The organism is Brevibacillus sp. AF8 (assembly GCF_021270385.1).
Classification (GTDB): Bacteria; Bacillota; Bacilli; order Brevibacillales; family Brevibacillaceae; genus Brevibacillus.
In genome coordinates this window covers 16,807-30,941 of record NZ_JAGQDN010000031.1, presented here as the reverse complement: position 1 = coordinate 30,941, position 14,135 = coordinate 16,807, and the positions used below count along the sequence as shown (strand labels likewise).

Here is a 14,135-nt window from a genome sequence, read left to right as displayed (position 1 = left end):
GGAAAGAAGCCTCCTCTACGAAATGCGAACATATATTCCTATATAAAGAATATACAATCATTGGGTATTCTGCAAGTTTTTCTTTACAAAAAAAGACCTCATCCATCTGAGGTCTCCCTGCAATCAAGCCGTTAAAATAATTGGCTTCCCTTTCGTCACAACGATGGTGTGCTCGTATTGAGCTACGTAACTCTTATCAGGCGTAATGAGCGCCCAACCATCCCTGCCATCGTCCACATATTCCGTCCCCGTTGAAATGAATGTTTCAATGGCCAATACGAGACCTTCTGTGAGCAAGCGTCTGTCCTTTTTGTCATAGTAATTCAAAATGTAAGCAGGCTCTTCATGCAAGCTTTTGCCGATGCCATGACCCGTAAGGTTTTTGACCACTGTAAAGCCTTTTTTCCTGGCCTCCTGATGAACAATGCGACCAATCTGGCTAAGCTTCGATCCCGCCTTTGCCGCATCCAATGCCTTGTACAGCGACTCCTCGGCGCATTCGCATAAGGATTGTTTCTCGGGCTCACCTTCCCCTACCACGATGGAAGCACCTGTATCGGCAAAATATCCATCCAGCTCCGCCGAGACATCAATATTGATGATATCGCCATTTTTCAAGACTGTATCATCAGGAATGCCGTGGGCAACAATGTGATTGACACTGATGCACGTATTCCCTGGAAAATCATACGTGATATTCGGTGCAGAACGCGCGCCGTATTTTGCCAAGATCTCTCCGCCAATCCGGTCGAGTTCTTTTGTTGTCACGCCTGCCCGCACTGCTTTTATCATCGCCTCTCTTGCTTCAGCGACAATACTACCGATCCGCTTCAAACAGATCAAATCATGTTCATTTTGAATTGACATGTGATTCCCTCCTGTCTACGAATGTAATTATTCCCCTTTTCTACTCCTACATTGGAACATTTTTCATCACCAATCGCAACCCGCAGAAAAAACAAAGAACCCCAGAAGCACCCTCTGCGGCTCTTATCTTACGAAGCTAGGCTGGATTCAGTGCATACATTCTGTGTGCTATTGTCGACTGCTTTTGAATAAACCCGATGGAGATTCGGTTAAATTCTTCCGGCTGATCGACATTGACGACATGACCGCAGTCAGCGACTAGACTCAACTGTGCATATTGCCTTTTTTTCACACGCATCTGGACGAATGGCAAAAACATATGGTCTTCGTCCCCCATAATGAACAAGGTAGGAATGGGAGGCTCTTTATCAAAGAGGGTTCCCAGGAAGCGATTAATGCCTTTAGTCAGCTTGAACCATCTCTTGAATTCCTTTTGACAAAGCTTTTTGGCTTCGCGGATAAACAAGGAACGCGATTCTTTATGACGCTTGTTCGGCATGATCACCCATGCGAATAGTCGATACAACCACATGTACGGGATGAAATGTTTGACCATATTCCCCAGCGTGATTAATACCTGCGATCGAACGTTCATGTGCGTCACAGCCCCTGCCAAAACCATAGAACGCATTCTGTCCGGGGCCTGCTCCGAAATAATCTGCACAATAATCGTCCCCAAAGAAATCCCCACAAAATGGGTGGAAACGATTTTTAAATGATCCAAAACCTCAATGATATCTCTGCTGACATCATCAAAGGTGTATGTTTTAAACAGCTTGCCCGGGATGTTTTTAGATTTTCCGTGACCACGCATATCTACTAGAAGAACATTGAAATTCTCTTTGTATGCCTTAAGTTGTTTATACCAAATCGACGAGCTGCCCCCTGCCCCATGGACAAAAGTCACCCATTCGCAATCCTCACCACGTATGTATGTCTTATAATGGATCACTTATATCCCCCCACCAGTATTATATAGGAGGGATGTCCCCGGTGAAAGGATTAGCATAATATTGAAATTTTTGTGTACATAGAGGCATATCGCTTCACCCCAGTCTCTCTACCAAAAACCAAACGACATTGGAAATGAGCAAAGACTGTCCGATTCCAAAACTGAACCCTGTGAAAAAGCGCAGTTTGTTATTGCTTGTTCGCCACTTCCAATGTTGGGTAAAGCCATCAATCAGCATGGGCAATAAAAGCAGTCCAATGAAATAGTAAGAGGTCACGATATGCATTCCTGCAAAAACAGGCGCCAGCAAGTATCCAGCTAGGATCGAAACACACCTGGCACATAGCGGCATTTTCTTGCCACCGATAGAAAAGGAACGATCTGCTCGTCGATGACAGGGAATCCACTGCGTATTCATTTTCATCCCCCTCAATCTGGCTTGCAATCGCAATCGGTTGCATCACAATTCGGACAATCAACGGGAAGATGGCTGCAATCTGGCGAGCAATTTTTACGCTTTTTCCGGTTTGTCGAATAATAGAGGATCATGCTAATCAAAACAAGCAAACCAAGTATGATCAAGACTCCTCCTGTAACATAATCCCCTTGATACAGAAATACGCCTCCCGCTATCCATGCGATCATGCAAAGCGTTAATCCAAGAAAAAACAGATACACCCTCTCCCTTCTTCTCTTTCTACGAGAAAGCGTACCTGCAGTTTCACTGTGCGTTACGAAAGAGAGTGAAGTCATCGACCCGGCTGATTGGTTATGGCGTCGACATATTTATACCGCTCTGTACGTGCGTATGTAAGCCGATAGACGGGGATCGGAACAGATGCTTTTTCTCTTCTATTTGTATCTCTGTCCTCAATTTGCACATCGAAAAAACCGTCAATGCAGACACTGACGGCTCCCTCCATATGAAAAATCTAAATCCTAATCGTCATCACCATCATCCAAATCATCGTCGTCGATGTCGACGGAGTTCGTGTCCCCACTTGTTGGAGTATCCGCCGGAGTATCCGCCGGAGCACTGCCGTTTTTATCCGCTGGTGTCTGATCATCATCGTCGTCATCATCGGTAGAGCTATTGTCGATAGTCGTAGTCGAGAGCACTTTTCCGGTAATAGCATGTATGCGTACGTCTACCGTTTTCGAGTCTTTTTCCGTGATCACCCGATAGACGGCTCCACTCTTTGTCTCGATCAAATCAACATCATCGATCTTGCCGCCACTTGTTCTTTCTGTCGCAATCTGTTTCGCTTGCTGTTCCGTAATTTTGGTCTGTGACTGCGCTGGTGGATTCGAGCCTTGATTTGGCTTCGGCTGCTGCTGTGTTGGGGTTGTAGCTGGCTTGGTCGCGTTGCCAGAAGCATCTTTCCCAGCGTTATTAGGTTGCTGTGCTGTGCTGGCTGTCGGAATTGAACCCGGCTGTATTGGATTCGTCGTCGTTTCGTTTGCCTTCGGCTGCGCAGTGGCTGCGACCAAGGATAGCTCCTTCAAATCAATAATTTCGCCCGTATGTGCATTCACCATCACACTATATGTTCCACGCTCATTGAGGAGCTGGAGATTGTAAATGCTGTTTTCTCCTACATTTGTCATGGAGATTGATTCAATCTTCCCCGGGTAGCGGGCCGTCACGATCTGTTTGACTTCCTCCGCTGACAATGACCGCAAATCCATGCTCGCGAAGATCCGTTGCATGCCAAATGCTGTAGTGACCAACAGAAAACTCGCCAGCAGCCCTATTTTCCACTTTTTATTCATACGTACCTCCTGCTATTTCTTTGCCTGCCCTGGCAGAAAAACGGTCACGAGCGTCCATTTCCCTTCTTCGCTATCCAGGGCAATATCGCCTTGATGGGCATCGACGATCTGTTTGGCAATGGAAAGACCGAGTCCTACGCCCCCTGTTTCACGGCTGCGGGCTTTGTCTACACGGAAGAAACGATCAAAAACATGCTGCAAATCTTCCTTGGGAATCCCCATTCCGTAGTCCTTCACTGAGAAAAATGGACGCTCCCCTTGAATCCCCACCTCAACCTCAATTTCATTGGAGCTGTATTTCATCGCATTGTCGAGTAAAACGACGAGCACTTGTTTTAGTTTTTGTTCATCGGCCATCACCGGAACCGATTCGTGGCTTGCGCCCAGTTGAAAGGCTCTGCCATACGCATTGGTCAATTGTGCAATGGTCGTTTGGCACATCGGGATCAAGTCGATTTCTTTGACATCCAGATTCCATTCGGCACTATTGTTTGCAAGAAGGAGCATTTGATTGGTCATATCCTTCATGCGCACGGCTTCGGAATAGATCGCTTCCACCGACTCTGCCAGAACCTCCGGCTTTTTCGTCCCCCAACGCTTCAATAGCTTTGCATAGCTTTCTACTACGGTCAGCGGCGTTTTCAATTCATGGGAAGCATCAGAGACGAATTGCTGCTGCTTCTCGAAGTTTTGCTGCAATAAATCCATCATCTTGTTAAAGGTACTTCCTAACGCATGCAATTCATCCCTGGATGTGTGCTCAAGCGGTATTTTCTTAAAAATACTGCGCGCTTGAATGTCTTCCATCGTTTGAATCATCGAGTTGACTGGTCGCAAAATCAGGTTGCTCAACATACGCCCTGCAAAAAAAGCAGGAATCAGCACGAACAACGAAGCAAATAGCAGAACATTTTGCAGCAGGCTCAAATTTTCTTGCAAACCGGCAATACTTTCAATGACTTCTAACGTGACAATTTTTCCATTCGTCCAAATGATCGGGACCTTGACGTATGCGTATTTCGCTCCGTTGACATCGAAGACACCGTCACTCGTTTTTCTATCAAAAATGGGCTTCGGTGCCGGGATTGGCTGCGTGCTGTCTACTTCCTGCGTGACGATGGCTCGCGATTGTTGATCGATAATCCGGATCATCCCGTTCGGTGGCAAATACGGCTGCAAGAGCGTAGCAGGGTCGAAACTTTCTACACCGATCTGATTGAGTCCACTCTGGATGTGCAGAACTTCTCGTTGCAGACGATCCAGCTCTCCGTCTGTTGTCACTTTGTAGAACATGAAGTAAATGAAGCTGTTGACCATGAGCAACAGAAGCAAGAGTGCGACCGTGGAGAACAAATGAATTTTATTTTTGATTTTCATCATCTACCCCTTCAGCATATAACCAACGCCTCGTACTGTATGCAAAAGCGGGGTTTCATGCCCTTGGTCCACCTTTTTACGCAAGTAACGGATATACACGTCAACGACATTTGTGTCTCCGAAATAATCAAATCCCCATACGTGAGTAAGAATCTGTTCACGATTCAGAACTTGGTTTTTATTCTGCATCAGATAAAGCAACAAATCGAATTCACGCGGCGTCAGCTCGATCTGACTGGAACCTCTCGTCACTTCCCGCGATTTTTCATCCAGGCTTAAATCCGCTACTTCTACCTTGGAGCTGGCTTCCACTTTTCTTGTCATCTGGGACAAGCGGAGGCAGGAACGAATGCGAGCCAGCAGTTCTTCGATTTCAAAAGGTTTCGTGATGTAGTCGTTCGCTCCTTGATCGAGTCCATTTACTTTGTCTACGACAGCATTCCTGGCCGTCAACAAAATGACTGGCGTCGCGGAGTCCTTTACCCGAATCCGACGAAGCACTTCTATGCCTGACAAACCTGGCAGCAGTACATCGAGCAAAACCAAGTTCCATCCGCCTTGGTTGTATTGTTCCAGCGCCTCGAGCCCTGTTTTGGCGATCTCACTTTCGTACCCTTCGTATTCCAGTTCTAATTGAATCACACGAGCAATTTTCTCTTCATCTTCCACAATTAATATTCGCTCCGACATGTAATCCTCCTAAGCCTTGCTCCATTATCCAGATGAGTTTAGCAAATATTGGCTGTGGATCAAAGAGTAATCCGTACGAAAGATATCATTTTTTACTTATATCGATAACCCCACCCACTGCCAGTATGCGTAATAAAAGACGATCATCAGAATTGCGTGGGCTGCCCCTGCATACAAGCTCAACCCCAGCAAATCCTTTGGCAAAAAGGTCTCCTTGCCGCTTTCCTGGAACATGAGCAATGCTTTGGAGCTGACAGGGAAGGTCAGACAGTAGTTCATGCCGACGATTCCTAAGAACAAAATGGTCACTTCATTCAAATCAAGGCTGCTCGCAAAGTAGAGAAGCGGTGGTACAAGAATGACGGCTCTCGTTGTATGCGATGTAATGTACAGATGGGAGGTCAGCGTCAGCAAGGTAATAACCACAATGATCAGAATGGATGATTCCCCTTCCAGATACTCTGTGATTGTGAACAGCTTCTTCATGATCCACTCTGCCGCGCCGCTATCCAACAATGACTTTCCGAGTGCAATGGCTGCCCCTACAAACAGAATCAGGTTCCACGAGACAGACTGTACGCCATCCTTCCATTTCATGACACCCACATTCGGCAATGTCAAAAGAAAGGCGCCAACGACTGTCGTAGTTGCAATCTCGATTCCGTGAAAACGCTCTGTCAGCCAGAAAATGACCATCGCCCCGATCACGGCAATCGTATATTTTTCGTTGCGGGACAAGGTAAGGGAGAGCTTTTTGCTCGCGAGTGGGCGCTGCATCTCGTCTTTGGTGAGAAACAGAGCCAGAACAATCCGGCAAGTCACGATGCTGGCCACTACTCCAAACGGCAGTCCCCACAACAGCCATTCCGCGAAGCTAATCCCTTCCCCATTGAACTCCTTCAGCATATCGAGCGCGATAAAATGGGAGCCTGCTCCGATCATAGTGGAGCTCGTCGATACTAAAATAATCGTCGGAATCAGGATCGCCATGGCTTTCGTGATTTGCTTGTTCCCGATTTCGGAGGTCAGCGAGTGAAAAACAGGCAGTAGCACCGCTGCGCGTCCAGAAGTAGACGGGATAAAGAAAGCGAGAAATTGAACGACGACCGTCAAGAGCCAAAACAAGCTTTTGACATTCTTTGCGCGGCTCACAACCAGATCTGTTAGTTTCCCTGCCAAGCCGGTCACTTGAAGCGCACCGCCGAGAATGAACGAGCCAATCATTAACCAAATGACATCGGAGGCGAGCGAGTCGAACAAAATTTCCTGGTCAGCCGTTCCTGTCACGACGAGGAGTAATACGGAGCCAATCGCTACATAGGCGGAGTTCAGCGAGGTGGTCGTCCACAGGATCACGGCGACACAGAAGCAGAACAAGCTCCATTTGGCTTCCAATGTCAGGGAAGAGGGCAGCATAAGTAGTAATTCAACGAACATTATCAGGACAATCGGAAGAACCCAGGCAGGTCTTTCCTTTGCGACGGTCTGTGCAATCACGATACTTGCTCCTTCGCCATTAAACGATTTGCGAGCTGCAAGCCCACCATGATGGTTCGCATGGAGCTTTCCGAGCAATCGGTCAACCATTTCTGTGCATGAATAAACGCTTCTTCCAACGTAGACGGCATCGGCAAAATACTCGTGTACGCGTCAATTCCGTGCTCATAATTAAGTCGGGCACCTTTGCCAACAGTCCCCACCAAAGCCACTACCGGCAGGGCATGCTTCTTCGCCCGCTTCGCCACTTCCACCGGAATTTTTCCTCGCGGTGTTTGAAAATCAATGCTTCCTTCCGCCGTAAACACAAGGTCTGTCTCTTGAAGCATCCGATCCAAATCAATGTATTTCATGATGATATCGTAGCGTGGATAAAGATTCGCACCCGTGAGAGCATGCAGTCCGGCACCCAAGCCACCCGATGCACCACTGCCCGGCATTTCTCTGACGTCGATCCCGAAATCCCGCTTAATGATAGACGCGAATTGTTCGAGTGCTTCTTCCAGCTCAACCACTTGCTCAGGCGTCGCTCCCTTTTGCGGTCCAAACACACGGGCGACTCCATTATCCCCACACAGTTTGTTAAACCAGTTGCAAGCCACATCGATTTGCACCTGCTTGAGTCGTTTGTCCATCCCGGAAACATCGATTTTCGTTACTTTTGCCAGCGAGATACCGCCTTCAATATCGATTTCTTGACCGCTTGCATCCAAAAATCTCGCGCCAAGTGCTTGCGCCATGCCTCCCCCGCCATCGGAAGTACCAGAATCGCCGCAGCCTAGCAAAATACGCTCTGCCCCCATGTCCAGCGCCGCTTTGATCAATTCACCGACGCCATGTGTCGTCGTTTTGCGCGGGTCACGCAAGCTCCTTGGAACCAGTCGCAGTCCCGCTGCTGCCGCCATCTCAATCACAGCCGTTTGACCTGTCGTCTTTGATCCGAATATTCCGAAATGGGAAGGAATCTTTTCCCCTACAGGGCCTGTTACTTCCTTATCGATTATCGAGCCATTCGAAATTTTCACAATCGCTTTTGTAAAGCCTTCTCCTCCGTCTACCATCGGCAGTGTCTGTACTTGGGAGAGCGGGAGCACGCGCAGAATTCCTTCTTTCATGCACTCAGCGGCTTGCTCAGCATCTAAGCTTTCCTTAAAGCCCGAAGGCACAACGAGTATACGCATAAAAACAACATCCCTTCTCTTTATTTGAATTTGCTTTCACATTGGTCTCACTTGAGTAAGACCAATACTAAGCTTCAAAAAAGAGAAGGGAATAATAGGAAGATGAGAAGTTGATGAGAGAAAAGCAAGAAGAACGTTACGATTCTAAGCGTTTCGTTTTCTGCGCAGTTGATAATAGGTCACAGCCAGGGCAAGCGCCAAAACCGTCCCCTTAATAATATCGTAAGCATAATACGGCAGATTGAGCATCGTCATGCCGTTGAGTAGTACTCCGATCAGAATGGCTCCCACAAATGTACCGAATACGTTTGGCTTTCCTGCACCGAAAACGGAGAAGCCTACGAAAGCAGCCGCTACTGCATCCATCAGCATGGAGCCGCCACTGCTCACCTGCCCGGTGCCGATCCGTGCTGCCAAAAGCATCCCGCCCAAGCCTGCAAAAAGAGCAGAAAGCACATATGCCAAGGTACGATAGCGATTCACAGGAATCCCCGACAGACGGGCTGCTTCCAAATTGCCGCCTGTCATGTACAGCATCCGTCCCTGTCTCGTATAGGTCAAGTACACATGCGTGATCGCGACAAGTAGAAAGGTCAGGATAACCGGAACAGGAACGGAGAGAATTTCTCCTTGGCCCAGCCACAGGAACCATTCCTGAAATTTTCCCGGAGCTTGCGAGCCGTCCTGCATCGGCATGTTTGCGTAGATCGAGTAGCCTTGGGAATACGTCATATGAATACCGTTGACGATGTAGAGCATCGCCAGAGTAGCCAGCAAATCAGGAATGCGAATTTTCACGACCAAGAACGCGTTGATCAGCCCGACGAGCAAGCTGAGTACAATCGGAACAACCAGTGTCGGGAAGACTCCCTGTTCGTACCAAACCATCATCGAAGCAGAAACGACCGTGGTCAATGAAACCGTCGATCCTACAGACAAATCAAAGCCTCCGACAATCAGCGAAAACGTAACGCCAATCGCGACAAATGTCACAATCGAGATGGAGCGAAGAATGTCCGTCAAGTTGTCGTACGTGAAGAAATACGGGTTAGTCAAGCTGAATAACAACATGACAATAACGATGACTGCAACCGTTCCGTATTTGTAAACAAAATCAAATAAGCTAAACTTTTTATCTGCCACGTTACTCACCTCCGCTTGCGTAGTACATAATCAGCTCTTGTGTTGCTTCCTCGCGACTCAATTCCTTCACGATCTTGCCCTCGAACATGACGAGAATCCGATCTGCGATCCCGATGACTTCCTGAAACTCACAGGAGAAATACAGGACGCCCTTTTTCTGCTCGGCAAGATTTCCAATCAGGCGGTAAATATCGCTTTTCGCTCCGATATCCACTCCTTTTGTCGGCTCGTCAAACATAAAGAGGTGAGCGTTTGTATCCAGCCATTTTCCGATCGCGACTTTTTGCTGGTTTCCGCCGCTGAGAAAACCGACCAACTGCTTGATATCGGCTGCTTTTACACCAAGGCGCTGCACCAGCTCTTTTGCGTTAGCCGCTTCCGCCCCTCTTTTGATAAAACCCAGCCAGGATTTCTTTTTCAACGAGGCAACTGACAGGTTGTTCTGTACGGACTCCTCTACAAAAATACCCTCTTTGCGCCTTTCCTCCGGGACGAGTACGATTCCGGCATCGACGGCGTCTTTTGGCGAGCGCAGTTGGATACGTCTTCCATGCAATCGAATGGCTCCAGCCTTTGCTTCATCTGCACCGAAGAGCAATCGGGCGAGCTCAGTCTTCCCTGCCCCGACTAGACCGACGACACCCACGATCTCTCCCTCGCGCACCTGCAGGTCGACTCCGTGTACTTTGCCGCCAGCTACACCTGACGCCTCAAAAATCGTTTCGCCAATCGGCACTTCGAGCTTCGGGAACTCCTCGTCAAAGCTTTTGCCCAGCATGTTCGCAATCACTTCGTCCATGTTGGTATTCACCGTGTCTGTGGTCATGACGTGCTGTCCATCGCGCATGATCGTGATCCGATCACAGATTTCAAAGATTTCCGGCAGGCGGTGGGAGATATAAATGATCCCGACTCCAGCTTTTTTCAACTGCGCAATGATTTGAAACAGCCGCTCGCTCTCCTTCGTGCTCAACGGCGCTGTCGGTTCATCGAAAATAACGTACTTCGCCTTTTGGACGGTCGCCCGTGCAATCAAAATCAATTGCTTTTCCGACAGCGTACATTCCTCGACGAGCATCCTCACCGGAATGGAAAAGCCGAAGTTTTTTAAAATCTGCTCCGTTTCGTTGTACAAGCTCTGCCAGTTGATCAGTCCTTTGGTTTTCGCCTGGACGAGCTGGTCCGCCAATATGTTTTCGGCGACGCTCAAATACGGGATCAAGGCGGTGTCCACTTCCTGATATACACATTGGATGCCCTGTGCTTTGGCATCCTGCGGCGAATTGATCGTCACAGCCTGTCCATCGATGGTGATCGTACCGCCATCTGCCTGATACGCTCCCGTGAGGATTTTCATCAGGGTACTCTTTCCCGCGCCATTGGCTCCGAGCAGTGCGTGAACCTCTCCTGCACGCACCTCAAAATTGACGGATCGCAGGGCAGGAACCCCAGAAAATTGCTTCGCCATCCCTTTCATCTGCAATGTGGACATGTTTCACACCTCCTGTTTACCTGCGTGTTCCCACCTCTATAAGGAAAAATCCCGTTGACGGTTACAGCTCAACGGGAAAAGCCAATTTGGTTCTTACTTGCCCCACTCTTTTACGTATTGGGACAGGTCGCCCATCGTTACTTTTTTATCCTTCGGCAGGTCCTCTTGTTTCACCAGCACTGGGGTTAGCTTCACGTTGTCTGGCACCTGCTCGCCTTTGATTTTTTGGAACACGGTTTGGGCATGGATGCGTCCGATATTGGATGGGTCTACTGCTGCCGTCGCTGCCCACGGAGAGTTTTCCGCCTGGATCATTTGCAGATCCTCATCGCTCAAATCGATGGAGTATACTTTGATTTCCGTACGGCCTGCTTGCTGGATGGCGCGTGTCGCCCCTTTGGCAAATTCATCCCATGCCGCCCATACCGCTGTGATGTCGCCTTTGTTCGGATACTTTTTCAAGATTGCTTCCATCTGCGTTTGTGTATCGAGAGCCGTATTGTTGGTAGCAGAACCGAATGCCGCAATCTCTTTCAAATCCGGATATTTCTTCTGGAAAGCTTCATAGGTCACTTGGCGCTTTTCCATAGGCGCAAAGCCAGCTACCCAAATCTTCACAATATTCCCTTTGCCGTTTGTATCTGCCGCCAGCTTCTCCAGGCTCAGCTCTGCCAACTTATTGTCATCCTGCGCCACAACTGGCACACCCGGAATGTTGATGTCTGTATCAAATAGAACGACCGGAATTTTTTTATCCACGGCCTTTTGCGTGCCCTGCTGCAACGCTTCCGCCGTACCATGATCAATCAGAATGCCGTCGAACTTTTGGTTCACAGCCGCATCGAGATTGGACGCCATTTTTGCCAGATCGGTATCTGCATTGAAAACGGTCAACTCGCCGCCGTTTTTCTCCACCTCTGTCTTCACGCCATTGATGTATTGTGCAGAAAACGTTCCTACGTTCTGACGCATGATCAATGCGATTCTCTTCGCCTTCTCTCCCGAAGCACCGCCGTTTGTGCTGCCGGTTCCCGTTGTTGCCCCGCTGCCGCATGCCGTCACAAGAACAGATGCTGCCAAAACAAGTGATGTGATCAGACCGAGTTTCTTTTTCATTGAGATGTTCCCCCTTTTTCTTTTTAAAACACATAACAAAATTAAAAATTTTGTTTCCCCTCATTCGATCGAAGCTTCTTTTGATTTCACTTTCAAAAAGGAAAAAAACTTCGTAGAAGAAGCGCATTTCCAGTCCAAGCGCCTCTGGGGCCCATCTCAGCGTAGGAAGAAATAGCGGCTTCACTTATGAAATCCTTCCTGAACCTTCTGCGTTTGAAGCGCTCCCGCTATTTCTTCCGAAGCGGACAGTCTTCACTCACAGCGGGGCGGAGGCCGAAGCGTAGACTGGAAATGCGCTTCTTCCCCACGACAGCTACGCAAAAAATCCTCTTTCACAGAGAAAGAGGACAAAAATCGACAAGATTCTCGCCTCTTATCTGTCAGGTATTCTACCTGTTGGAGTTAGCACCTTGGCTCGAAAGAACGCATTCTCTCGTGCTAGGTTGCCGGGCTTCATAGGGCCATTCCCTCAGCCTTCTCTTGATAAGAGTTGTTTCTATTTTCAAAACGTTTGTATAAGTATATACAGAATATAATCTGGCAATTACCTATCTGTCAACTAGGTTTACGAAACAATTTTCTTGATAAATATTCCAGTTTCTTCTGTAACATCAAGAGGGATTTTGTTGTGTCTTGTCGAATTATCGTAGATTGATACAAGCCTAGCAAATATTTGCGATGGGGATGCTACATGAGTCTATTAAAAGAAGTCATTCTTCAATGGTGTTTCGCCATTATCCCGTTTGTGTTTTTCAACATTTATTACCGTGACAAAATGAGGAACTACAGCCGTTCCTTTATTGTCATCACCAGCTCAGCCTGCATGTTTCTCGCGATGACCTTCGCCCCGAGTGTCACGAATGGCATGTTTTTTGATATCCGACATGTCATCATTCTTTTCGGACTGGTTTATGGCGGAGTCGAGATTGCCTTGCTCCTTCTGATTGAAGCCTTGGTTTATCGGTACTACCTCGGTGGCGAAGGAACATGGGTTGCCCTGCTGATCCTTACAGTCAATTTTGTCATATCACTCTTTTTGTATCGACACTACAAAGCCAGTTATCGGAAAACACTGTATCTTTTTATGACGAGTGCGATTTTTTCTACGGTTGCTTTAGGGACTACCTATTACTTTTTTCCCACCTATGTAACTCAACACCTCGTTTACTACACCATAGTGATTCCTATTCAAAACTTTTTCGGCCTCTGGTTATTAATGTCGCTTTTCAGCAAATGCGTTTCGGATAAGGAGCTGTTTATCCGCCACGCGCAAAACGAAAAAATCCAGACGATGAGTCATGTTGCTGCATCGCTTGCACATGAGGTTCGCAATCCGCTGACAGCAGTCAAAGGCTTCTTGAAATTAATACAGGAATGTCCGGAAAATTTGGTAAAAGTCGATCAATACATTCGGATCAGTCTCGATGAAATCCAACGGACAGAAGCCATTTTGACCGAGTACCTTGCGATTTCCAAGCCGCTCAAGGAACGGCATGAAATCATTAATGTCAGTGAGCATCTGCATGCCATCCGCGAAGTGATGCTCCCCTTTGCCAATATGCATAACGTGGAGCTTACGCTGCAAGACTTTGAGAGACCTGTGACGATCAAGGCCAATCCAGATGAGTTCAAGCAAGTGTTGGTGAATTTCATCAAAAATGCCATTGAGGCATGCTCAGATATTTCGGACGGAAAAGTCTCCCTGGACTTGCTCATCGAGCGAAACAAAGCCCTATTGGTCATCAAGGATAACGGTGTCGGCATGGATGCAGGACAGATCAGCCGCCTCGGAACGATTTACTTTTCTACGAAAACAACCGGGACCGGTCTTGGATTGACGTACTCCTATCATGTCATCCATGCAATTGGCGGAACGGTCAATGTATCAAGCAAACCGCGAGTAGGAACCAAATTCACCATTATGCTCCCGTATAAGGCACAGTGACTTCATGCAGCTTTTGCAGAGGGACTGTGCCTTTTTCCATTCGATCGATAATGATGCAAATGACGGTCGGTTGCCCTTCCCCTCACGCTTTACTATGCAATT

13 protein-coding genes and 1 riboswitch are annotated in these 14,135 nt (G+C 47.8%); of the genes, 1 reads left to right on the top strand and 12 read right to left on the bottom strand.

Going from position 1 to position 14,135, the window contains the following annotated elements; genetic code table 11:
- Positions 1-123: 123 nt before the first annotated feature.
- The 12 genes from map to KB186_RS26530 form a co-directional block, all read right to left on the bottom strand.
- Positions 124-867 (bottom strand): type I methionyl aminopeptidase, encoded by a 744-nt coding sequence (gene map / locus KB186_RS26585; RefSeq protein WP_173611177.1) that lies wholly within the window; start codon positions 865-867, stop codon positions 124-126.
- A 136-nt stretch (positions 868-1,003) separates the two neighbouring features.
- Complete coding sequence (locus KB186_RS26580) at positions 1,004-1,819, bottom strand: alpha/beta fold hydrolase (protein ID WP_173611176.1); 816 nt, start codon at positions 1,817-1,819, stop codon at positions 1,004-1,006.
- Between the two features lie 94 nt (positions 1,820-1,913).
- Positions 1,914-2,243, bottom strand: a complete 330-nt coding sequence (locus KB186_RS26575) for a DUF2085 domain-containing protein (protein WP_173611175.1) — start codon at positions 2,241-2,243, stop codon at positions 1,914-1,916.
- Between the two features lie 5 nt (positions 2,244-2,248).
- Entirely contained in the window at positions 2,249-2,464 is a 216-nt protein-coding gene (locus tag KB186_RS26570) for a hypothetical protein (protein WP_217367232.1), read from the bottom strand.
- Between the two features lie 294 nt (positions 2,465-2,758).
- On the bottom strand, positions 2,759-3,592 hold the full coding sequence (locus KB186_RS26565) for a PepSY domain-containing protein (protein ID WP_232774708.1): 834 nt from the start codon (positions 3,590-3,592) through the stop codon (positions 2,759-2,761).
- Between the two features lie 12 nt (positions 3,593-3,604).
- A complete protein-coding gene (locus KB186_RS26560; protein WP_173611215.1) occupies positions 3,605-4,969 on the bottom strand; it encodes a HAMP domain-containing sensor histidine kinase in 1,365 nt (454 codons plus the stop codon).
- A gap of 3 nt (positions 4,970-4,972) precedes the next feature.
- The gene (locus tag KB186_RS26555; protein WP_232774706.1) at positions 4,973-5,659 is read right to left on the bottom strand and encodes a response regulator transcription factor; all 687 of its coding nucleotides are present in this window, start codon (positions 5,657-5,659) and stop codon (positions 4,973-4,975) included.
- Positions 5,660-5,755: 96 nt separating this feature from the next.
- Positions 5,756-7,096 carry an SLC13 family permease gene (locus KB186_RS26550; RefSeq protein ID WP_255688974.1) on the bottom strand — a complete coding sequence of 447 codons (1,341 nt, stop codon included), beginning with the start codon at positions 7,094-7,096 and terminating at the stop codon, positions 5,756-5,758.
- Positions 7,097-7,152: 56 nt separating this feature from the next.
- Positions 7,153-8,337: a glycerate kinase family protein gene (locus KB186_RS26545; RefSeq protein ID WP_173611171.1), complete on the bottom strand. Its 1,185-nt coding sequence runs from the start codon at positions 8,335-8,337 to the stop codon at positions 7,153-7,155.
- Between the two features lie 144 nt (positions 8,338-8,481).
- The gene (locus KB186_RS26540; protein WP_173611170.1) at positions 8,482-9,480 is read right to left on the bottom strand and encodes an ABC transporter permease; all 999 of its coding nucleotides are present in this window, start codon (positions 9,478-9,480) and stop codon (positions 8,482-8,484) included.
- A gap of 1 nt (position 9,481) precedes the next feature.
- Positions 9,482-10,972 (bottom strand): sugar ABC transporter ATP-binding protein, encoded by a 1,491-nt coding sequence (locus KB186_RS26535; RefSeq protein WP_173611169.1) that lies wholly within the window; start codon positions 10,970-10,972, stop codon positions 9,482-9,484.
- Positions 10,973-11,065: 93 nt separating this feature from the next.
- Complete coding sequence (locus KB186_RS26530; protein WP_173611168.1) at positions 11,066-12,088, bottom strand: sugar ABC transporter substrate-binding protein; 1,023 nt, start codon at positions 12,086-12,088, stop codon at positions 11,066-11,068.
- 370 nt (positions 12,089-12,458) lie between these two features.
- A riboswitch (SAM riboswitch) is annotated at positions 12,459-12,578 on the bottom strand.
- 201 nt (positions 12,579-12,779) lie between these two features.
- On the opposite strand from KB186_RS26530, the gene KB186_RS26525 reads away from it, so the two are divergent.
- Positions 12,780-14,033: an ATP-binding protein gene (locus tag KB186_RS26525; protein WP_173611167.1), complete on the top strand. Its 1,254-nt coding sequence runs from the start codon at positions 12,780-12,782 to the stop codon at positions 14,031-14,033.
- The last annotated feature ends 102 nt before the right edge of the window (positions 14,034-14,135 follow it).

Bases quoted from the DNA above. Each gene is read 5' to 3' on its own strand.
- KB186_RS26545 (WP_173611171.1), bottom strand. From the start codon at position 8,337: ATGCGTATACTCGTTGTGCCTTCGGGCTTTAAGGAAAGCTTAGATGCT.
- KB186_RS26535 (WP_173611169.1), bottom strand. From the start codon at position 10,972: ATGTCCACATTGCAGATGAAAGGGATGGCGAAGCAATTTTCTGGGGTT.
- KB186_RS26575 (WP_173611175.1), bottom strand. From the start codon at position 2,243: ATGAAAATGAATACGCAGTGGATTCCCTGTCATCGACGAGCAGATCGT.
- KB186_RS26555 (WP_232774706.1), bottom strand. From the start codon at position 5,659: ATGTCGGAGCGAATATTAATTGTGGAAGATGAAGAGAAAATTGCTCGT.
- KB186_RS26530 (WP_173611168.1), bottom strand. From the start codon at position 12,088: ATGAAAAAGAAACTCGGTCTGATCACATCACTTGTTTTGGCAGCATCT.
- KB186_RS26570 (WP_217367232.1), bottom strand. From the start codon at position 2,464: ATGATCGCATGGATAGCGGGAGGCGTATTTCTGTATCAAGGGGATTAT.
- KB186_RS26525 (WP_173611167.1), top strand. From the start codon at position 12,780: ATGAGTCTATTAAAAGAAGTCATTCTTCAATGGTGTTTCGCCATTATC.
- map (WP_173611177.1), bottom strand. From the start codon at position 867: ATGTCAATTCAAAATGAACATGATTTGATCTGTTTGAAGCGGATCGGT.
- KB186_RS26565 (WP_232774708.1), bottom strand. From the start codon at position 3,592: ATGAATAAAAAGTGGAAAATAGGGCTGCTGGCGAGTTTTCTGTTGGTC.
- KB186_RS26560 (WP_173611215.1), bottom strand. From the start codon at position 4,969: ATGAAAATCAAAAATAAAATTCATTTGTTCTCCACGGTCGCACTCTTG.
- KB186_RS26550 (WP_255688974.1), bottom strand. From the start codon at position 7,096: ATGTTCGTTGAATTACTACTTATGCTGCCCTCTTCCCTGACATTGGAA.